This is a genomic window from Mesorhizobium sp. M0195 (genome assembly GCF_040322115.1).
In the GTDB taxonomy this organism is placed as follows: domain Bacteria; phylum Pseudomonadota; class Alphaproteobacteria; order Rhizobiales; family Rhizobiaceae; genus Mesorhizobium.
On the sequence record NZ_JAMYSV010000020.1, the window covers coordinates 64,606 to 85,620 of the forward strand.

Genomic DNA, 21,015 nt, shown 5'->3' on the forward strand with positions numbered 1-21,015 from the left:
CAGACGCCACCAGTGACAGCTCATGACCGCATAGCCGCCGTCCGCTGTCCTCCAGATCTGGCTACTGGCGCTTCATGCCAAGGCAGAATTGCCCACACCGATGCCCGCCTTCGGGTCCGATGCTCTTCACCGCCCCCTGGACAGGCTGCCCAGAATGCCGCGGACGATCGCTCGTCCGACCGACGAGCCGACCGAGCGCACGACTGATTTGATCGCCGCCTCCGCCACCGTCTGGCGGTTGGATGGCCGCGGCGCGCGGCGGCCCCCGGCTGGCTGGGGATCGTCGTTGCCGAAGCCGGGAATAGTCCAGCGCGAACGGCTTGCGTCCTGTTGCTGCGCCTGTGCCTCCTGGGCGTCCCTGGCCTTTTTCTGCAGGATCTCGAAAGCGGATTCGCGATCGACGGTCTGGTCGTATTGTCCCGCGACCGGGCTCTCATTGATCAGCTTGCGGCGCTCTTCGGGCGTGATCGGGCCAAGGCGCGACGATGGCGGGCGGATCAGCGTCCGCTGCACCATGGACGGCACGCCCTTGGCTTCCAGCGTCGAGACAAGCGCCTCGCCGGTGCCGAGCTGCGTGATCACGGTTGCGCAGTCGAAATCGGGATTGGGCCTGAACGTCTCGGCCGCCGTCTTGACGGCCTTCTGTTCGCGCGGCGTATAGGCACGAAGTGCGTGCTGCACGCGGTTGCCCAACTGGGCCAGCACGGTTTCAGGGATATCCAGCGGATTTTGCGTGACAAAATAAACGCCGACGCCCTTCGAACGGATCAGCCGGACCACCTGCTCGACGCGGTCGACCAGCACCTTCGGCGCGTCGTCGAACAGAAGGTGCGCCTCGTCGAAGAAGAAGACCAGCCTCGGCTTCTCCGGGTCGCCGACCTCGGGCAGTTCCTCGAACAGTTCCGACATCAGCCACAGAAGGAACGTCGCATAGAGCCGCGGATTCATCATCAGCTTGTCGGCGGCGAGCACGCTGATGGCGCCGCGTCCATCGCGCGTGGTGCGCATGATGTCGGCGATCCGCAATGCCGGCTCGCCGAAGAAATTGGCCGCGCCCTGCTGCTCCAGGACCAGCAGCGTGCGCTGGATGGCGCCGACCGAAGGTTTCGTCACATTGCCGTAGCGGGCGCCGATCTCTTCGGCGCGGTCGGCGATGTTGGCAAGCAGTGACCGCAGGTCCTTCAAGTCGAGCAGCAGAAGGCCTTCCTCGTCGGCGATGCGGAAGGCGATGTTCATGATGCCTTCCTGTGCCTCGGAAAGGTTCATCAGCCGCGACAGAAGCAGCGGCCCCATCTCCGAGATGGTGGCGCGGATCGGGTGGCCCTGCTCGCCGAACAGATCCCAGAAGATGACCGGTAATTCCTGGAATTCATAGGGATCGAGCTTGACCTGCTCGGCCCGCTTGACCAGGAAATCCTGCGCTGTGCCCATCATGGCGATACCCGACAGGTCGCCCTTGATGTCGGCGCAGAATACCGGCACGCCGGCGTTGGAGAAACCCTCGGCCAATATCTGCAGGGTCACCGTCTTGCCGGTGCCGGTCGCGCCGGTGACCAGGCCGTGACGATTGCCATATTGCAGCAAAAGCTGTTCGGGCCGCTGATAGCTGTCGTCCGGCTTGCGGCTGGCTCCTATGAAGATACTGGTGTCATCGGCCATGTGCCCGGTCTCCGCAAACCTATAGGGTTGAATGCCCTGATCCCTTGAAGAAAAGGGAGCCCCGCCGCAGGTATAGTGAGGCCATTGCGCAGCGACAATGGGCGTCGTCGAAAATGGCTTTTGGAGCTTGCGGAACCTGCCCATGTTTGGCAATCGATTGACGGTCGCAGTCACGCAAGACGTGTTGCACGGCGTGTACGCTGCATTGTGATATGCGACCGGGGAACGTAGACTGACGTAGCTGGCCGCTGCGGCCGCTAGAATGAGGAGAACGGATGGGCGCCGGTGCCTTGACCCAGGATGCCGAACTTCCGAACGCCGACCGGCAACGATGGCTGGCGCTGGCGGAGAAGGCGCTGGCCGGCGGGTCCTTCGAGGAAAAGCTCGTCTCGCATACGGACGACGCCATCCGCATCGAACCGCTCTACGAGCGTTCGGTAACCGCCGAGCCTGTCGTGCGCGCCAACCCGGGATCACCGTGGATCGTCAGCCAGCGCATCGACGATCCGGACATAGGCCGCGCCAGTGCGCAGGCGCTGGAAGACGTCGCGCAGGGTGCTACCGGACTGTCGCTTGTCTTCGAAGGTGCGCCGAACGCCTTCGGCTATGGCTTGCCGAGGACGGCGGAGGCGCTGGAGGGCGTGCTCGACGGCGTGCCGCTCAACCGCATCCAGATCCGCATCGACGCCCATCCCTGGAGCCGTGCCGTGGCCGACTGGCTGGTGGCGTTTTTGACCAAGCGCCGCTCCGACCCGGCAAAGCTCAACCTCTCCTTCGGCATCGATCCGGCGGCGATTTTTGCCGGGACCGGCAGGCTGCGCATGTCGATCGACGCTTTACAGGCTTCGATGCCGCAATCGCTGGCGCATTTCTTTTCGATGGGTGTGCCCGGCGTGCTGCTGGAGGCCGACGGGCGGGTATTCCACAATGCCGGCGCCACCGAGGCGCAGGAGCTTGGCACCATGCTCGCCTCGGCCGTCTCCTATCTGAGGCTGTTCGAGAAGGCGCGCCAGCCGCTCGTCTACGCGGCGCCGCATATCGGTTTTGCGCTGAGCGTCGACCAGGACCAGTTCGTATCGACGGCCAAGGTCAGGGCGTTGCGCAGGCTGTGGGCGCGTGTCCAGGAGGCCTGCTCGATACCGCCCTCCACTGCCAGCATCCATGCCGAAACCTCCTTCCGGATGATGACGGCGGCCGACCCGGAAACCAACATCCTGCGCACCACCATCGCCGCTTTTGCGGCTGCCGCCGGCGGCGCGGATTCGATCGCCATCCTGCCGCACACGATCGCGCACGGCCTACCCGCGGGTTTTGCCCGCCGCGTTGCCCGCAACGCGCAACTGATCATGGCCAATGAAAGCCACATCGACCACGTCGCCGATCCGGTTTGCGGTTCGGGCGCCGTCGAAGCGCTGACTGCGGAGCTCTGCGCGGCGGCCTGGCAGGATTTCCAGCAGATCGAGGCGGAAGGCGGCGTGCTGACCAGCCTTGAGCAAGGCCACATCCAGAGGCGCGTCCAGGCAGCTTCCGCGCGCCGCAACACAGCCTACGAGGCGGGCGAACGGGCGATCGTCGGCACGACGCTGCACCCGTCGAAGACCGAGCGTCCGGTCGAGACGCTGGCGGCGGCGCGGCGGCCAGCCTTCACCGAAGGCGTTGCGGTGTGCGAGCCGCTGTTTCCGATCCGCATCGATCAGTCGATCGGAGCGGTACCATGATCCCGGATTTCAGCCAGATCGCCTGGTCGCCGCCACGGCGGGCGCCTGTCGAGGTCAAAGGTCAGCGGATGACGCCGGAAGGCATCGCCATCAAGCATCTCTACAACCAGGGCGATCTCAAGGGCTTGCCTCATCTCGATACCTATCCGGGCCTGCCGCCCTTCGTGCGCGGCCCCTATCCGACGATGTATGTCCAGCAACCCTGGACGATCCGGCAGTATGCCGGCTTCTCGACGGCAGAGGAGTCCAACACCTTCTACCGGCGCAACCTTGCCGCCGGCCAGAAAGGCCTGTCGGTCGCCTTCGATCTCGCCACGCATCGCGGCTACGACAGCGACCATCCGCGCGTCGCCGGCGATGTCGGCATGGCCGGCGTCGCCATCGATTCCATTCTCGACATGCGCCAGTTGTTCGACGGCATCCCGCTTAACGAGATGACGGTATCGATGACGATGAACGGCGCGGTGCTGCCGATCATGGCGCTCTATATCGTGGCGGCGGAGGAACAGGGCGTCGCGCAGAAGGACCTCGCCGGGACCATTCAGAACGACATCCTGAAAGAGTTCATGGTGCGCAACACCTATATCTATCCGCCAAAACCTTCGATGCGGATCGTGTCGGACATTTTTTCCTACACGTCGAAGCACATGCCGAAGTTCAATTCGATCTCGATCTCCGGCTACCACATGCAGGAGGCGGGAGCGACGGCGGACCTCGAGCTCGCCTACACGATTGCCGACGGTATCGAATATGCCCGCGCCGGCGTCGCGGCCGGCCTCGATATCGACCGTTTCGCGCCGCGCCTTTCCTTCTTCTGGGCCATCGGCATGAATTTCTTCATGGAAGTCGCGAAGCTGAGAGCAGCGCGCCTTTTGTGGGCCAGCCTGATGCTGAAGAATTTTTCGCCGAAGGACGAGCGTTCGCTGTCGCTGCGCACCCATTGCCAGACTTCGGGCTGGTCGCTGACGGCGCAGGACCCCTACAATAACATCATCCGCACCATGATCGAGGCGATGGCCGCGACCCAAGGGCATACGCAGTCGCTGCACACCAATTCCTTCGACGAGGCAATGGCGCTGCCGACCGACCATTCGGCCCGCATCGCCCGCAACACACAGCTCATCCTGCAGAAAGAATCCGGCACGACGCGCATTATCGACCCGTGGGGCGGCTCCACCTATGTCGAACGGTTGACGCATGACCTGGCGGCGCGTGCGCTGGCGCATATCGAGGAGGTCGAGAGCCTCGGCGGCATGGCCGCGGCAATCGAAAAGGGCCTACCGAAGCTGCGCATCGAAGAGGCTGCCGCGCGCACCCAGGCGCGCATCGATTCAGGCGAACAGGTCGTGGTCGGCGTCAATGCCCACCAGCCCGGGACGGACATCGAAGTCGACGTGCTGAGGATCGACAATGCCGAGGTCAGGGCACGGCAATTGTCGAAGCTGCAGCGGCTGAAAGGCACGCGTGACGTCCCTGCCGTCGAGAGCGCGCTCAATGCGCTGACCCGTGCTGCCGGGAGTAACGGAAACCTGCTGGAATTCGCCATCCGGGCGGCGCGCGCCAATGCCACGGTCGGCGAGATTTCGCTGGCGCTGGAAAAAGTCTTCGGCCGTCATGTCGCCTCGGTGCAGACGATCTCCGGCGTCTATCGCAACGCGCTTGGTCACAGTCCAGTGGTCGACCGGCTGCAGGACAAGATCGTGGCGTTCGAGGAGAAGTCGGGCGGCAGGCCGCGCATTCTGGTCGCCAAGATGGGCCAAGACGGCCATGATCGCGGCCAGAAAGTGATCGCCACCGCCTTTGCCGACCTGGGCTTCGACGTCACCGTCGGGCCGATGTTCCAGACGCCGGAAGAGATCGCCAGGCTGGCCGTCGAGCATGACGTGCACATCGTCGGCGCCTCGTCGCTGGCTGCGGGCCATTTGACGCTTATTCCCGAACTCAAACTTGCGCTGAAGAAGCTCGGCCGCGACGACATGCTGATCGTCGCCGGCGGCGTCATTCCACCACAGGATTACGACGCAGTCCGGCAGGCGGGCGCCACTGAAATTTTCCCGCCCGGCACAGTCATCCCGGAAGCGGCGGACCGGCTGATGGACCGCCTGCTGCAGGTTGACTGATGCCTTGTTCTAACGTCTGTTGTAACGAGAAACACGCAGAGTTATAATCAGCGTTGCAACAGGATGTCTCACCATGAACATCACCATTCGCAAAATCGGCAATTCCGAAGGCGTGATCCTGCCGAGGGAAATTCTCGTCCGCATGAACCTGAAGGCGGGCGACAGCATCGTCATCGTTCAGGAAGGCGATGAGCTTCGTCTGCGCCGCACCGAGGACACTGCTGAAGAATTCGAGCGCAAGATGAAGATCGCGCGTGAGCGGATGAAGAAGTATGAGGTTGCCTACCGCGCGCTCGCAAAATGACCGAGCATCATTCGCGGGAATTCGTGGAGGCGCTTCACGCCGAGCAGCTGCGCCTCCACGGCGGCGCAGCGGGCATCCGCGACGAGGGAATGCTGGAGTCGGCGCTCTACAGGCCGCAGCAGAGGGAAATCTATGGCGAGCCCGATCTGTGTGAGCTGGCGTCCGCTTATCTTTTTTTCGGTATCGCCAAAAACCATCCATTCGTCGACGGAAACAAGCGTACTGCTTTCGCGGCGGCCGATCTGTTCCTTTATTTCAATGGCTTGAGCATCGAAGCCGAGCAGGCGGACATTATTCAACTGGTCATGATGGTCGCCGCCGGCGAAATCGACAAGGCTGGTGCCGCGGCGTTCTTCCGCGATCATGTCGTCAAGCTCGAAGACTAACTGTCGGAGAGCTTGACGATCTCCCACTCCTTGCCATTGACCACGGCAACTTCGCCGATCTTCTTGCCGAACAGCGCCATCGCCATCGGCGACACATGGGAAATTGTCCCCTTGGCGGGATTTGCCTCATCCTCGCCGACGATCTTCCAGTGCACCTTCTTGCCGTCGTCGCTTTCCAACGTGACACCCATGCCGAAGCGGACCATGTCGCTGCCCGGCTCCGGCACCGAAAGTTCGGCGCTTTCGCGCCGCGCCGTCCAATAGCGAAGATCACGCGACACCAGCGCGATGCGCTCGCGGTCGGCCCGCTTTTCGGCTCGGCCGAGCTCGTCGCGCAGAGCGGCCACCTCCGCATCGATCAGCGCCAGGCCGCGTTCCGTCACCAGATTGCGGTGATGGCTGATCGGCCGCTCGCCGATGCCGGCGATGGCGTTTTCGCTGTCTTCCTCGCGGGTGAAGGCCCTGCTCATCCGACGAACTTATGCCTGACGCGACGACTCCACAAGCCGTAGCCGGCGAACCGACGTCGGGGCCGATCCTGTCTGGCACGAATCCTGCGGCGCGACCGTTGAACGCAAGGAATCTGTGCCGATGTTGAACAGACGAACGCTGCTTGCGCAGACCGCCGGATTTGCCGTCATGGGGCTTTCGCTCGGCAAGGCAGCGGCGAAAAACCTGCCCGGCATCGAGAAAGCCGCGATGCGCGGCGCGATCAACGCGACCGATCTCGGCGTCCGGCCCGGCGCGCTTGACGACCAGAGCAAGGCTTTCACCAAGCTGCTGCGCGATGCGCACGACCGCGACATGGCGGTGTTCCTGCCGCCGGGGACCTATATCGTTTCCAGCCTGTCGCTGCCCGGCCGCGTGCGCCTGTCCGGGGTGCCGGGCGCATCGCGGATCGTCTATGGCGGCAATGGCCATCTCATCATGGCAGAACAGGCCGAGCATATCGAACTCAGCGGGCTCGTGTTCGACGGCAGCAAGCGCTGGATGGGCGACTACACGCAAGGCCTGCTCGATCTGCGCCGCATCGTCCATCTGGTCGTCGACAACTGCCAGATGACCGGCAGCGGCAAGAACGGTCTGGCGCTCGAACACGCCTCGGGCCGCATCGAGCGCTCGGAGATATCCGGCGCAGCCGACGCCGGCATCTATTCGGTCGAGGCCGATGGCCTGGAAATATCAGGCAATAGCGTCTCCGATTGCGCCAATGGCGGCATCCTCGTGCACCGCTGGCAGGCAGCGGAAGACGGCACCATCGTCAGCGGCAACCGCATCGAACGCATCCAGGCGCGCAGCGGCGGAACCGGCCAGAACGGCAATGGCATCAATGCCTTCCGCGCCCGCAACGCCATCATCTCCGGCAATATTGTTTCGGACTGCGCGTTCTCGGCGATCCGCGCCAACAGTGCCAGCAATGTGCAGATCACCGGCAATACCTGCTCGCGCTCGGGCGAAACGGCAGTGTATTCCGAATTCTCATTCGAAGGCGCGATCATCGACAACAATATTGTCGATGGCGCCGCGAACGGCATTTCGATCGTCAATTTCAACGAAGGCGGCCGCATGGGCGTCTGCTCCGGCAACATCGTCCGCAATCTGTCGACCAGCGGCCCCTACCCTGCCGACGCGCCCGGCTTCGGCGTCGGCATCAGCGTCGAGGCAGACACCGTAGTTTCCGGCAATGTCGTCGAGAATGCGCCGCTCTACGGCATGCAGATCGGCTGGGGACCGTTCATGCGCAATGTGGTCGCCACGGGAAACGTCATTCGCAAGGCGGGGACCGGAATCGTCGTCACCGTGGTCGAAGGTGCCGGGACGGCAATCATCTCCGACAATGTCATCGACGGGGTCCAGAATGGCGCGATCGTCGGCCAACGCTGGGCCGAGCCGGTGACCAGCGACCTCGCCGCATCAGGCAATGCCGGCTACGCGCATTTGACCGTCGAGCGCAACCACGTCAGTTGAGGGTGGCCGTCGGCCGAAGCGCGCCAACCTTGGCGCCGATCCGGCTTTCGATGGGCGGATTTGCCTGTTCGACCAGTTTCGCCGCTACCATCTTGTCGGCGTGCAGCAGCTTAGCCAGCACGGCCGCGACCATCGCTTCAGCGGCGCGGCCGGCGCCATCATCGCATTTCAGCGCGATGCCAAGGCCGAGCTCCGGAAGGGCGGCGCAAAAAACACCTTCGGCGCCTCCCTTGACGAAAATCCGCCCGGGCGCGGCCTCCATCATCGCGACATCGGACCTGCCCGTGCCGGCGACGAAAAACGGCTCGGCCATGCAGGCGGAGAGCAGCCGCTTCGCCGCCCGGGCGCGCACCGGCTCGAAGCCGGCACCTGTCGCCATGCGGGCAAAGCCAAGGGCAAAGCTGCGCAGCGGCACGGCATAGGTCGGAATCGAGCAGCCGTCAGTGCCGCGGTGATCGGCGTCATGGGCAGCACCGGTCACCGCCTGCATCGCTTCGCGCACCATCTCCTGCGAGGCATGGCCAGCCTTGACGTAACCACGATGGGCGATGCCGCTGTGAACGCATGTGCATAGGAAGCCTGAGTGCTTGCCGGAACAATTGTTGTGCAGCGCGCTCGGCACGCTGCCGGCGCGGGCAAGTGCCAGCGTCGCTCCATGGCTCGACGGCCAATGCGCGCCGCATTCGAGTGCCGTCTCGTCCAGGCCGGCCTTCGCCAGCATGGCGCGCGCCAACGCGACATGTGGCGGCTCGCCGGAATGCGAGGCGCAGGCCAGCGCCAGCTCCCGATCACCGAAGCCGTAGGCATCGGCAGCGCCGCTCTCGACCAGCGGCAGCGCCTGGATCGCCTTGACCGCCGAACGCGGGAACACCGGCTGTGCCGTGTCGCCGATCTCCCAGACAGGCTTGCCATCGGCGTCGAAGACGGCAACAGCGCCGCGATGGGCACTCTCGACGATTGCGCCGCGCAAGACTTCGACCAGAACCGGATTTGCCATGTCACCTCCCGCAAATGCGGGCGGGTTTATCTGATCCTGTCGAGAATGGAAACGTAGTTGGCGACCGCGGCACCACCCATGTTGAAGATGCCGCCGAGTTTTGCTCCCGGCACCTGCATGCCGCCCGCCTCGCCGACAAGCTGCATGGCGCTCAGCACATGCATGGATACGCCGGTGGCACCGATCGGGTGGCCCTTGGCCTTCAGCCCGCCCGACGGATTGACCGGCAACCTTCCATTCTTCGCCGTCTCGCCATCCAGGGCCAGCTTGGCGCCCTCGCCGGGCTTGGCCAGGCCCATCGCCTCATACTCGATCAGTTCGGCGATGGTGAAGCAGTCATGCGTCTCGACAAAGGAAAGGTCGCCGAGCGTCACGCCCGCCTGCTTCAGCGCCTGGTTCCAGGCCTGCTCACAGCCCTCGAAGGCGAGAATGTCGCGCTTCGACATCGGCAGGAAATCCTGCACATGCTCATTGGCGCGAAAGGCGACGGCGCGGCGCATCTTCAGCGCCGTGGCCGTATCAGCAAGGACAAGCGCGGCGGCGCCGTCTGAGACCAGCGAGCAGTCCGTGCGCTTCAGCGGACCGGCGACGAAGGGGTTTTTTTCGCTTTCCTGCCGGCAGAACTCGTAACCGAAATCCTTGCGCATCTGCGCATAGGGATTGTCGACGCCATTCTTGTGATTCTTGGCGGCGATCGTCGCCAGCGCATCCGACTGGTCGCCATAGCGCTGGAAATAGGCTTGGGCGATCTTGCCGAAGACGCCGGCGAAGCCTGCCGGTGTGTCACCGTCCTCCGGCAGATACGAGGCCTTGAGCAGGTTCTTGCCGATCTCAGGACCTGATGTGGTCGTCATCTGCTCGGCGCCGACCACCAGCACGAAACGGGCGGCATTGGCGTCGATGGCGCGGATGCCTTGCCTGACTGCCGCCGAGCCGGTGGCGCAGGCGTTCTCGACGCGGGTCGCCGGCTTGAAGCGCAGCCGGGCGTCGGCCTGGAGTACCAGGCTCGCGGTGAAATCCTGGGCGGAAAACCCGGCGTTGAAGTGGCCGAGCACGATCTCGTCGACGTCATCCGGACCGATGCCGGCATGATCAAGCGCCTCGACTGCCACCTTGGTGATCAGGCTCTCCAGCGTCTCGCCTTCGAGCTTGCCGAAGCGCGAATGCGCCCAACCGACGATGCATGCTGTCATGGCGATCTCCATCCTGTGGACCCGGGGTACGCGATACTTGCGGCGCGCCTCAGCATTGTTCAAACGTGAACCGTTCCGCCGGCTTCGTGAAGGGGCCAGAACTGCACAATCGCTTGATCTTGAACATCTGGTCATAGTGCCTGGCTTTTGCCAGCAAATCAGACCGGATTTTTGTTGATTGATGCGTCAATAAAAAATAATCTTGGTGCCAACAGGCCGGAGCAAGAATGCCGAAACTCGGAATGGAACCGTTGCGCCGCAGGGCGCTCATCGACGCAACGATCTCGGCGATCGGCGAGCGCGGTTCGCTCGATGTGACGATGTCGGAAATCGCCGGGCGCGCCGGCGTGTCCTCGGCACTTGCCCACCATTATTTCGGCGCCAAGGACGAATTGCTGCTGGCGACCATGCGGCACATCCTGAGCGAGCTCACCGCCGATACGCGCCGTGCACTTTGCGCGGCCGGCACGGCGCGCCAGCGCGTCTCGGCGGTGGTCGCGGTCAACTTCTCCGACATCCAGTTCCAGCCCGAAACGATCGCCGCCTGGCTCGCTTTCTATGTCGAGGCGCAGAAGTCGTCAGCACTTCGTCGGCTGCTCAAGGTCTATGCGCGGCGGCTGCATTCCAATCTGCTCAGCGGGCTGACCGGCATCCTGCCGAGGAGCGAGGCCGACCGGGTCGCCGAAGCGACTGCGGCGCTGATCGACGGGCTCTATATCAGGCGCGCGCTGAAGGACGGCGTCCCCGATGCCGCGACCGCGATTGCACTGGTCGAGGACTATCTCGAAACGAAGCTCAGCGGACGGCAGAAGCAGTGACATCCAAACCCAACATCCTGATCGTCATGGTCGATCAGCTCAACGGAACGCTGTTCCCGGATGGGCCGGCGGACTTCCTGCACGCGCCGAATCTGAAGGCGCTCGCCGCGCGTTCGGCGCGTTTTTGCAACAATTACACCGCCTCGCCGCTCTGCGCCCCGGGCCGCGCCGCATTCATGAGCGGCCAGTTGCCGTCACGCACCGGTGTCTATGACAACGCCGCCGAATTCGCGTCTTCGATCCCGACCTTTGCCCATCATCTGCGCGCCGCAGGTTATCACACCTGCCTCTCCGGCAAGATGCATTTCGTCGGGCCGGACCAGTTGCACGGTTTCGAGGAGCGGCTGACCACCGACATCTATCCGGCCGATTTCGGCTGGACACCCGACTATCGCAAACCCGGCGAGCGCATCGACTGGTGGTATCACAATCTCGGCTCCGTCAGCGGCGCCGGTACTGCCGAGATCACCAACCAGTTGGAATATGACGACGAGGTCGCCTTCCATGCGGTGCAGAAGCTCTACGATTTTGCCCGCGTCTCCGACGATGCCGCACATCGGCCCTGGTGCTTGACGGTTTCCTTCACCCATCCGCACGATCCGTACGTCGCACGGCGGCGCTACTGGGACCTCTACCAGGCTTGCCCGGCGCTCGAGCCCGAGGTCGGCTTCATTCCTTACGACAGGCAGGACCCGCACTCGCAACGGCTCTACCGCGCTAGCGACTATGACAGGTTCGACATCACCGCTGAGCAGATACGCCGCGCACGGCGCGGCTATTTCGCCAACATCTCCTATCTCGACGACAAGGTCGGCGAGTTGCTGTCGGTACTCGAGCGCACGCGAATGCTCGACGATACGATCATCCTGTTCTGCTCGGATCACGGCGACATGCTCGGCGAGCGCGGCCTATGGTTCAAGATGTGCTTTTTCGAAGGTTCGGCGCGGGTGCCGCTGATGATCGCCGGCAAGGGCGTACACGCCGGGCTGATCGAGACGCCGGTTTCCAATCTCGACGTGACGCCGACGCTTTGCGACCTCGCCGGCATCGACATCAGCGCGATTGCCCCGTGGACCGACGGCCAGTCGCTGCTGCCGTTGCTGAACGGAAAGAAACGCTCCGCGCCGGTGCTGATGGAATATGCCGCCGAAGGCTCCAACGCGCCGATGGTGGCGATGCGCGAGGGCCGCTACAAATTCATCCATTGCGACATCGATCCGCCGCAACTGTTTGATCTTGAATCGGATCCGCGGGAATTGACCAACCTCGCCGCCGATCCGGCCAATGCGGCGTTGGTGGCCGCTTTCATCGATAAGGTGCGGGCGCGCTGGGACATGGCGGCGTTCGATGCCGCAGTGCGTGCCAGCCAGGCACGCCGCTGGGTGGTCTACCCGGCGCTGCGCAACGGCACCCATTATCCCTGGGAATTCCAGCCGCTGCAGAAGGCATCGGAGCGCTACATGCGCAACCACATGAACCTCGACCTGCTCGAAGAGCAGAAGCGCTTTCCGCGAGGCAAATGATGGCAGACCGTCTCGTCCCCTCGCTCGACCATCTCAGGCAGGCCTATGCCGTCACCTCCAAGGCAACGCAGGTCACGCCGCTGCTGGAATCCGCGGCACTCGCCCGCGAGACCGGCGCTGCCCGCGTCTTCGTCAAGGCCGAATCGCTGCAATGGGCCGGATCGTTCAAGGTGCGCGGCGCCTACTGGCGGCTGAAGAAGCTCTCGCCTGACGAAACCAAAAAGGGCGTCGTCGCTTACTCCTCCGGCAATTTTGCGCAGGGGCTGGCGGCGGCAGGCCAGGCGCTTGGCATTCCCGTCACCATCGTCATGCCGATCGACGCGCCGGCCGCCAAGCGCGACGCCACATCGGGTTACGGCGCGCGCGTGGTGCTGACTGACCATGGCGATCGCGCGCGTGAGGAAGTCGCCGCCGCCAAGGCGCGCGAGATCGCCTCGAGCGAAGGCCTGGCGCTGCTGCACCCGTTCGACGATCCGGAGATCGTCGCCGGCCAGGCCGGTGCCGGGCTGGAGGCACTCGACCAGCTGGCCGCCAGGCAAGCGGAGGCCGATCTCTTGTTCTGCTCGGTCGGCGGCGGCGGCCTGATCGGCGGCGTTTCGCTGGCCTTCCACTACCTGTCGCCGTCCACGAAGATCATCGGCGTCGAGCCGGAAGGTTTTGACGGCATGGGCTCGTCGTTGGCGCATGGCGCCATCGAAACCATGCCGATCGGGCCGAAATCGATCTGCGACGGGCTGATGTCGCGGCGGCCGGGCGACGCGCCGTTCGCAGCGGTGAAGGCGGCCGGCGTTCGCGGCGTCACCGTCGACGATGCCTCGGTGCGGCGCGCCATGCGTATCGCCTTCGAGCGGCTGAAGCTGGTGCTCGAACCATCCGGCGCTGCTTCGCTGGCGGCGTTGCTCGGCGGCAAGGTCGACGCGACCGGCAAGACCGTTCTCGTAGTGGCAACCGGCGGCAACGTCTCGCTGGCCGATTTCATTGCGCATATGAACCACGGGCGCGCATAAATCATGTTTGAAGCGGATTTCGTCATTATCGGCTCCGGCTCGGCCGGCTCGGCCATGGCCTACCGGCTGTCGGAGGACGGCAAGCATTCGGTCATCGTCATCGAATATGGCGGCAGCGATATCGGGCCGCTGATCCAGATGCCGTCGGCGCTGTCGATCCCGCTCAATATGAGCCTCTACGACTGGGGCTTTGCCAGCGAGCCCGAGCCGCACCTCGGTGGCCGCGTGCTGGCGACGCCGCGCGGCAAGGTGATCGGCGGCTCGTCGTCGATCAACGGCATGGTCTATGTGCGCGGCCATGCCCGCGACTTCGACCACTGGGCCGAACAGGGCGCGGCCGGCTGGGGGTTTGCCGACGTGCTCCCCTATTTCAAGCGCATGGAGGACAGCGCAGGCGGCGAGGATGGCTGGCGCGGCCATGGCGGCCCGCTGACTGTGCAGCGCGGCTCGAGGACGAACCCACTCTATGGCGCCTTCGTCGAGGCAGGCCGTCAGGCCGGCTTCGAGCTGACCGACGACTATAATGGCGCGAAGCAGGAGGGCTTTGGGCCGATGGAGCAGACCATCCGCGGCGGCCGTCGCTGGTCGGCGGCGAGCGCCTATCTGAGGCCGGCGCTGAGGCGGAAAAATGTCATCCTGGTCAAGGGTTTCGCCCGGCGGGTGATCATCGAGAATCAACGCGCCACCGGCGTCGAGATCGAAGCGCGCAAACGGATTCAGGTGGTCAGAGCGCGGCGCGAGGTGATCGTCGCCGCATCCTCGATCAACTCGCCCAAGATCCTGATGCTGTCCGGCATCGGCCCCGGCCAGCACCTTAGGGAGAACGGCATTCCGGTGATCGCCGACCGGCCGGGTGTCGGCCGCAATCTGCAAGATCATATGGAGCTCTACATCCAGCAGGAATCGACAAAGCCGATCACGCTGAACTCGGTGCTGAATCCGTTTTCGAAGGCGATGATCGGGGCACAATGGCTGTTCTTCAAATCCGGCCTCGGCGCCACCAACCATTTCGAGGCAGCCGCCTTCGTGCGCTCGCGCGCCGGCGTCGACTATCCCGATATCCAGTATCACTTCATCCCGGCCGCGGTCCGCTATGACGGCAAGGCAGCGGCCAAGGCGCATGGTTTCCAGGCGCATGTCGGGCCGATGCGGTCGAAGTCGCGCGGTTCGGTCACCCTGCGCTCGCCCGATCCCAAATCGAAGCCGGTGATCCGCTTCAACTACATGTCGCATCCGGACGACTGGAAGGAGTTCCGCCACTGCATCCGGCTGACCCGCGAGATTTTCGGGCAAGCGGCCTTCGATCCATACCGCGGCAAGGAACTGTCGCCGGGCGCGCATATACAATCGGATGACGAACTCGACGCCTTCATTCGCGATCACGCCGAAAGCGCCTACCATCCTTGCGGCACCTGCAAGATGGGCCGTGCCGATGATGCGATGAGCGTCGTCGATCCCGAATGCCGCGTCATCGGCATCGAAGGGCTGCGAGTCGCTGATTCCTCGATCTTCCCGCGCGTCACCAACGGCAATCTCAACGCGCCGTCGATCATGACTGGCGAGAAAGCCGCCGACCACATTCTCGGACGCACGCCGCTGCCACCTTCCAACCAGGAACCATGGATCAATCCGCGCTGGCAGGTGTCGGACAGATAGGCCATGATCCGGCGGACGCATATTCCGCATGCCGCGACAAGACGATTTGGAGAACAGTCATGCGCGCCCAGCCAACGGCATCGCATTATGTCAATGGCCGCTATATCGACGACGAGCGCGGCGCAGCGCTGCCGGTTATCTATCCGGCAACCGGCGAGACCATCGCCATGCTGCGCTCGGCGACGCCGAACGTGCTGGAGCTCGCGATCGAGGCGGCGCGTGCAGCACAACCGGCCTGGGCGCGGCTGAAGCCGGTCGAACGCGGCCGCATCCTGCGCCGTGCCGCCGACATTCTGCGCGGGCGCAATGCCGATCTGGCGCGCATCGAGACGCTGGATACCGGCAAGCCTATCCAGGAGACGCTGGTTGCTGACGCCCCGTCGGCGGCCGACTGCCTGGAATATTTCGGCGGCGCCGTTGCCGCCTTCAATGGCGAGGCTGTCGATCTCGGCGGACCCTTTGCCTATACCAGGCGCGAGGCGCTCGGCGTCTGCGTCGGCATCGGCGCCTGGAACTACCCGATCCAGATCGCGGGCTGGAAATCCGCACCCGCGCTCGCGATGGGCAATGCGATGGTGTTCAAGCCGTCGGAGAACACGCCTCTTTCAGCGCTGGCGCTCGCCGAAATCTACACCGAGGCCGGCCTGCCGGACGGGCTGTTCAATGTCGTGCAAGGTTTGGGCGATGTCGGCGCTGGCCTTGTCGGCCATGACGTCGTCGCCAAGGTCTCGGTGACCGGCTCGGTGCCGACCGGCCGCAAGGTGCTGTCGCTCGCCGGCTCGAAGATGAAGCACGCGACGATGGAGCTTGGCGGCAAGTCGCCGCTGATCGTCTTCGAAGACGCCAACCTCGAAAATGCCATCGGCGGCGCGATGCTCGGCAATTTCTATTCGACCGGCCAGATCTGCTCCAACGGCACGCGGGTCTTCGTGCAGAGCGGCATCCATGACCGTTTCGTCGAGAGGCTGACCGAACGGACGAAGAAAATCCGCATCGGCGATCCGCTCGATCCGGACACGCAGATGGGGCCGCTGGTCTCGAAGGCGCAGCACGACAAGGTGGTCTCTTACATCGAGGCCGGCAAGCAGGATGGCGCGGTGCTCGCCTGCGGCGGCAATGTGCCTTCGCTGCAGGGTTTCCAGGGTGGCTTCTTCGTCGAGCCGACGGTGTTCACCGGTGTCACCGACACGATGCGCATCGCGCGCGAGGAGATTTTCGGGCCGGTGATGAGCGTGCTGAAGTTCGACAGCGAGGACGAGGTGATCGAGCGCGCCAACGATACCGAATTCGGCCTCGCCGCCGGCGTGTTCACCCGCGACCTGGCGCGCGCCCATCGTGTCATCGCCGAACTGCAGGCCGGCACCTGCTGGATCAACGCCTACAATCTGACGCCGGTCGAAATCCCCTTCGGCGGCTTCAAGCAGTCCGGCATCGGCCGCGAGAACTCGCTCGCGGCGCTAGCGCTCTATTCGCAGCTGAAGTCGGTCTATGTCGAGACCGGGGATGTCGCCAGCCCGTACTGATCCTTGCGGGCCGTGCCGTCGAGATACTGGGTCAGCGCGCAGACGAGATGATAGAAGATGCTGGCCGGCACCTCGTTTGCCAGCGAGCGGCCACGCTCGTCGATGCGGTCGATCCACAGGCCGAGCGGTGCCGGATTGATGTGCCAGCGGAACAACCGGCCGACCCGCGCCTCGATTTCCGGCTTCAGGTCGGGACCCCCCGAACCGTCCAGCGCGATCGCCGCCTTAATCGCTTCGGCCTGCGGCCAGCTGCGCGAGACACGGTCGAGCGGCAGTCCTTGCCGCGAGACGGCGCCGTAGGCGAGGCCCGTGGCGCGGTTCAGGCCATTGGCGATCGCCGACGCGTAGAGCTTCCTGGCGAGGCCGGTCAAGTCGCTCTGGCGGCTGCGACCGGCGAAGTCGACCAGCAGCGAGGCCCATTCGAAATGATGGCCCGGTTCGGTCCAGGTGCCCTTCTCGCCAGGGGCCGGCCGCCATTCATCGTCGAAATACTCGCCAAGGGTCCAGCTTTCCGGGTCGAAGAAATGGCTGCGGAACAGATCGACGATGCGCGCGGCGCGGCGGAGATGAGCGCGCTCGCCGGTCGCCTGATGCCAGGCCAGGAACGCCTCGAGCAGATGCATGTGCGGGTTGGAGCGGCGCTCGCCCTCGCCGCTCGAGGTCTCGCGGAAGCCGGTCAGGCGTTCGTCCTCGAGATGCGCGTCGATGAACGCAAAGGTTTCCTCGCCAAGCCGCAACGCATCGGGATTGCCGCACATATGGGCATGCGCCAGCGCCAGGAGCACGCAGGAATGATCGTAAGCATCCTCGGCGCCGTCGGCGACGGTGCCGTCGATGTTGAGGGTGCGTACCCAGCCGCCATTGTCGGTACGGCCGTGCCTGGCCATGAATTCGAGGCCGTGGCTGATCAACCGATCGGCCGGGCCGTTCCAGCCGCGCGCCTTGGCGACGGCGAAGGCGTAGATCTGCCTGGCCTGCGTGCGCATGCGCTTGGGTTTCATCAGGGGGGCGGCATCGAAGCCGAGCGCTTCGTGGAAACCGCCATGGCGCTCATCGACGCCGACCGTCGACCACAACGGCACCGTCTCCTCGAACAGCCAATGGTGCACGCGGCGCTGCCAGGCGCCGCTTTCGATGACGCGATCGTCGGCGGGCGTGAACCTGGTCTCAAGGCGACCGCTCTTTTCGAGCTGCTCGACGATCTTTTTGACATTCTGGCTGTGGCTGACCGGCGCGACGAAAGTGGCGTCGGCGGTCGACACGATGGCGACGTCCTTCAGGCCAATGGCCGACAGGAGGCGACCATCGCTGCGGATATAGGAGTTCTCGCAATCGATGGCGACGACATCGCCGACGATGACATTGCCCTGCCTGTCGGAGGGGCCGACGTCGAGCAGCGATTGCCAGGAGCCGAGATCGTTCCAGCGAAAGCCCGCCGGCACCATGGCGATGCCGCTGGCGCGCTCCATGATCGCATAGTCGATCGATGTCGATGGGATGGCGGCATAGAGCTCCAGAGGCATGTAGAGGCCCGAAAGGTCTGATGTCGCCGCCTGATAGGCAGCCTCGGTGGCGCTCCAGATGTCGGGCTGGAAAGCCATGAATGCGTCGCGCATGGCGCTGGCGCGAAACAGGAAGATGCCGGTGTTCCAATAGAAGTTACCGGCCTCGAGATAGCTCTGCGCCGTGGCGAGATCGGGTTTTTCGATGAAACGCGAGACGTCGCAGATGCCGTCCCGCTCGCCGGCCACCTCGATGTAGCCATAGCCGGTCTCAGGTTGCGCGGGCTTGATGCCGAAAACCACCAGCCTGCCCTCGCGCGCCGCCGCGGTGCCGGCTTCGACGCTCTGCCAGAATTGCTGCGCCGTCGCGATCTCGTGATCGGAGGGCACCACCAGCACCAGGCTGTCGCCGAATTCCGACAAGGTGCGCAGGCTTGCCAAGGCAACGGCCGCGGCAGTGTTGCGGCCGGTCGGCTCGAACAGCGGGCCGCCGCCGGAAAGCTCGAGACCGGCAATATCGGCATGAACGCGGTCGGCGTGCCTTTCCGAGGCAATCAGGAAGACCGGCGTTTCGCCCTCCGGCCGCGCGGTCAGCCGGCGCAGCGTCTTGGCCAGCATCGAGCCGTCGCCGGAAAAATCATGGAACTGCTTGGGATTGTCCTCGCGCGACAGTGGCCACAGCCGCGAGCCGACGCCGCCGCTCATCACAAAACTGACGATCCGTTCGGTCATGAAAACAAGCCTCGTGCTCAAAAGGTCTGATTGTAGGCGCCGACTTCGGGGCTGCGGCGCAGCACGGCATCGACGGCTTCGAACATCTGCCGGCGCCGCTCCGACGATACCGGGCTTTCGACCACCACGACAAGCTCCGGCTTGTTCGAGGATGCCCGCACCAGCCCCCAGGTGCCGTCCTCCGCCACGACCCTGACGCCGTTGACGGTGATCAGTTCGGCGATCTTCTGGCCGGCGAAGACCGCGCCGTCGTTCTTCATCTTGCGAAAATCGCCTACGACGCGCTCGACGACGCCGTATTTGAGCTCGTCGGCGCAGTGTGGCGACATGGTCGGCGTGCCGAACGTCAGCGGCAGATCGCGGTAGAGATCGGCCATGCTACTTTGCGGACTGCGATCCAGCATCTGGCATATGGCGATGGCCGTTACCAGGCCATCGTCATAGCCGCGGCCGATCGGCGGATTGAAGAAGAAATGGCCCGATTTCTCGAAACCGGCGGCGGCGCCGAGTTCGGCGACGCGCCGTTTGATATAGGAGTGACCGGTTTTCCAATAGTCGGTGACCGCGCCATTTTCCCGCAACACCTTGTCAGTCATGAACAATCCGGTCGACTTGACGTCGACGACGAAAGTCGAGCCGGGATAGAGGTGCGAAATGTCGCGCGCCAGCATGACACCGACCTTGTCGGCGAAGATCTCGTTGCCCTCATTGTCGACCACGCCGCAGCGGTCGCCGTCGCCATCGAAACCGAGCCCGACATCGGCGCCCGTTTCCAGCACCTTGTCGCGAATGGCGTGCAGCATCTGCATGTCTTCGGGGTTGGGATTGTAATTGGGAAACGTATGATCGAGCTCGACGTCGAGCGGGATCACGTCGCAGCCGATCCTTTCCAGTGCCTCGGGAGCGAAAGCCCCAGCGGTGCCGTTGCCGCAAGCGGCCACCACCTTGAGGTTCCTCGAGATACGCTTTCCCGCTGTCAGATCGTCAAGGTAGGTTTTGCGGAAGTCCGCAACGAACTCATAGGAGCCGCCACCGACAAGGCCGAAATCGCCTGAGAGCACGATCGCCTTCAGCGCGCTCATCTCCTCCGGACCAAAAGTCAGCGGGCGCGCCGCGCCCATCTTGACGCCGGTCCAGCCATTCTCGTTGTGCGAGGCAGTGACCATGGCGACGGACGGCGTGTCGAGCGCGAACTGGGCGAAATAAGCCATCGGCGACAGGGCCAGCCCGACATCCTTGACCCGTGCGCCGGCTGCCATCAGCCCGGAAACCAGCGCCAACTTTATGGCAAGCGAATAGGAGCGGAAATCGTGACCGGTGACGATGTCCGGTCCGGCACCCAGGCGACGGATCAGCGTGCCGAGCCCCATGCCGAGCGCCTGGACGCCGATCAGATTGAGTTCCGGTGTTTCGTTCGAGCCGGGATGGCCGAACCACCAGCGCGCATCATATTCGCGAAACCCGGACGGCTTGATCAGCGCCGAGGTTTCAAACTCAAAAGTGTTTGGTTTGACATCGCTAACGATCTTCATCGACAAGGCTGCAAACTCCAGGCTGCTGAATCAGGTGCTTCGAGGCAAGGCGACGGTTACCCAGAAGCCCTTTAAGCCGTGTTTGTGCGACAGGAAACTGAAACCTGTATGACGTGGCGACGAAAGCGAAAGAAATGCGACAGAAGCGCCTCCATTGACGCTTGCAGTAACCAAACGCGGCGGCTATAAGCCCGCGGTCTGGTCACGGAGTGTAGCGCAGCCTGGTAGCGCACATCGTTCGGGACGATGGGGTCGCAGGTTCAAATCCTGCCACTCCGACCAGAAAAAACAGGGTACGACCCGGAGACATGGGTAACAGAATGTACCTAAGACATGGGTGACAACCTCGTGCCGAACGGGTTGTCGATGGTCTGCAA

16 protein-coding genes and 1 tRNA gene are annotated in these 21,015 nt (G+C 64.0%); 11 read left to right on the forward strand and 6 right to left on the reverse strand.

Going from position 1 to position 21,015, the window contains the following annotated elements; all coding sequences use genetic code 11:
• Positions 1-126: 126 nt before the first annotated feature.
• A complete protein-coding gene (locus NKJ12_RS26685) occupies positions 127-1,659 on the reverse strand; it encodes a helicase HerA-like C-terminal domain-containing protein (RefSeq protein ID WP_352706113.1) in 1,533 nt (510 codons plus the stop codon).
• 275 nt (positions 1,660-1,934) lie between these two features.
• Between NKJ12_RS26685 and NKJ12_RS26690 the strand changes: the two genes are divergently transcribed.
• The 4 genes from NKJ12_RS26690 to NKJ12_RS26705 all read left to right on the forward strand — a co-directional run bounded on the left by NKJ12_RS26690 (position 1,935) and on the right by NKJ12_RS26705 (position 6,187).
• The gene (locus tag NKJ12_RS26690; protein WP_352706115.1) at positions 1,935-3,377 is read left to right on the forward strand and encodes a methylmalonyl-CoA mutase subunit beta; all 1,443 of its coding nucleotides are present in this window, start codon (positions 1,935-1,937) and stop codon (positions 3,375-3,377) included.
• Complete coding sequence (gene scpA, locus NKJ12_RS26695) at positions 3,374-5,497, forward strand: methylmalonyl-CoA mutase (RefSeq protein ID WP_352706117.1); 2,124 nt, start codon at positions 3,374-3,376, stop codon at positions 5,495-5,497. Before NKJ12_RS26690 ends, scpA begins: the two co-directional genes overlap by 4 nt.
• 73 nt (positions 5,498-5,570) lie before the next feature.
• Positions 5,571-5,801, forward strand: a complete 231-nt coding sequence (locus NKJ12_RS26700) for an AbrB/MazE/SpoVT family DNA-binding domain-containing protein (protein WP_352706119.1) — start codon at positions 5,571-5,573, stop codon at positions 5,799-5,801.
• Positions 5,798-6,187 (forward strand): type II toxin-antitoxin system death-on-curing family toxin, encoded by a 390-nt coding sequence (locus tag NKJ12_RS26705; RefSeq protein ID WP_352706121.1) that lies wholly within the window; start codon positions 5,798-5,800, stop codon positions 6,185-6,187. The genes NKJ12_RS26700 and NKJ12_RS26705 overlap by 4 nt, the downstream gene beginning before the upstream one ends.
• Here the strand turns inward: NKJ12_RS26705 and NKJ12_RS26710 are convergent.
• Positions 6,184-6,657, reverse strand: coding sequence for a GreA/GreB family elongation factor (locus tag NKJ12_RS26710; protein ID WP_352706123.1), 474 nt, complete (start codon positions 6,655-6,657; stop codon positions 6,184-6,186). The two genes, NKJ12_RS26705 and NKJ12_RS26710, sit on opposite strands and share 4 nt — an antisense overlap.
• A 121-nt stretch (positions 6,658-6,778) precedes the next feature.
• Here NKJ12_RS26710 and NKJ12_RS26715 point away from each other — a divergent pair, with 121 nt between their 5' ends.
• The gene (locus NKJ12_RS26715; protein ID WP_352706125.1) at positions 6,779-8,155 is read left to right on the forward strand and encodes a TIGR03808 family TAT-translocated repetitive protein; all 1,377 of its coding nucleotides are present in this window, start codon (positions 6,779-6,781) and stop codon (positions 8,153-8,155) included.
• Here the strand turns inward: NKJ12_RS26715 and NKJ12_RS26720 are convergent.
• Positions 8,148-9,152: an asparaginase gene (locus NKJ12_RS26720; RefSeq protein ID WP_352706127.1), complete on the reverse strand. Its 1,005-nt coding sequence runs from the start codon at positions 9,150-9,152 to the stop codon at positions 8,148-8,150. The genes NKJ12_RS26715 and NKJ12_RS26720 overlap by 8 nt on opposite strands.
• Positions 9,153-9,178: 26 nt before the next feature.
• The gene (locus NKJ12_RS26725) at positions 9,179-10,345 is read right to left on the reverse strand and encodes an acetyl-CoA acetyltransferase (RefSeq protein ID WP_352706130.1); all 1,167 of its coding nucleotides are present in this window, start codon (positions 10,343-10,345) and stop codon (positions 9,179-9,181) included.
• Positions 10,346-10,572: 227 nt separating this feature from the next.
• Here NKJ12_RS26725 and betI point away from each other — a divergent pair, with 227 nt between their 5' ends.
• From betI to betB, 5 genes are read left to right on the forward strand one after another with little or no spacing between them, the layout of a single operon-like run.
• Positions 10,573-11,163 carry a choline-binding transcriptional repressor BetI gene (gene betI, locus NKJ12_RS26730; RefSeq protein ID WP_352706132.1) on the forward strand — a complete coding sequence of 197 codons (591 nt, stop codon included), beginning with the start codon at positions 10,573-10,575 and terminating at the stop codon, positions 11,161-11,163.
• Complete coding sequence (betC, locus tag NKJ12_RS26735; RefSeq protein WP_352706135.1) at positions 11,160-12,686, forward strand: choline-sulfatase; 1,527 nt, start codon at positions 11,160-11,162, stop codon at positions 12,684-12,686. The genes betI and betC overlap by 4 nt, the downstream gene beginning before the upstream one ends.
• On the forward strand, positions 12,686-13,693 hold the full coding sequence (locus tag NKJ12_RS26740; RefSeq protein ID WP_502905738.1) for a threonine/serine dehydratase family protein: 1,008 nt from the start codon (positions 12,686-12,688) through the stop codon (positions 13,691-13,693). Before betC ends, NKJ12_RS26740 begins: the two co-directional genes overlap by 1 nt.
• 3 nt (positions 13,694-13,696) lie before the next feature.
• Positions 13,697-15,349: a choline dehydrogenase gene (gene betA, locus NKJ12_RS26745; protein WP_352706139.1), complete on the forward strand. Its 1,653-nt coding sequence runs from the start codon at positions 13,697-13,699 to the stop codon at positions 15,347-15,349.
• A 59-nt stretch (positions 15,350-15,408) separates the two neighbouring features.
• On the forward strand, positions 15,409-16,872 hold the full coding sequence (gene betB / locus NKJ12_RS26750) for a betaine-aldehyde dehydrogenase (protein ID WP_352706140.1): 1,464 nt from the start codon (positions 15,409-15,411) through the stop codon (positions 16,870-16,872).
• Here betB and NKJ12_RS26755 read toward each other — a convergent pair.
• Together NKJ12_RS26755 and NKJ12_RS26760 are read right to left on the reverse strand one after the other, a co-directional pair.
• The gene (locus NKJ12_RS26755) at positions 16,836-19,106 is read right to left on the reverse strand and encodes an AGE family epimerase/isomerase (protein ID WP_352706141.1); all 2,271 of its coding nucleotides are present in this window, start codon (positions 19,104-19,106) and stop codon (positions 16,836-16,838) included. The two genes, betB and NKJ12_RS26755, sit on opposite strands and share 37 nt — an antisense overlap.
• Positions 19,107-19,123: 17 nt before the next feature.
• Complete coding sequence (locus NKJ12_RS26760) at positions 19,124-20,638, reverse strand: phosphomannomutase/phosphoglucomutase (protein ID WP_502905739.1); 1,515 nt, start codon at positions 20,636-20,638, stop codon at positions 19,124-19,126.
• Between the two features lie 205 nt (positions 20,639-20,843).
• Here NKJ12_RS26760 and NKJ12_RS26765 point away from each other — a divergent pair.
• Positions 20,844-20,920, forward strand: a tRNA-Pro gene (locus NKJ12_RS26765).
• Positions 20,921-21,015 lie beyond the last annotated feature (95 nt).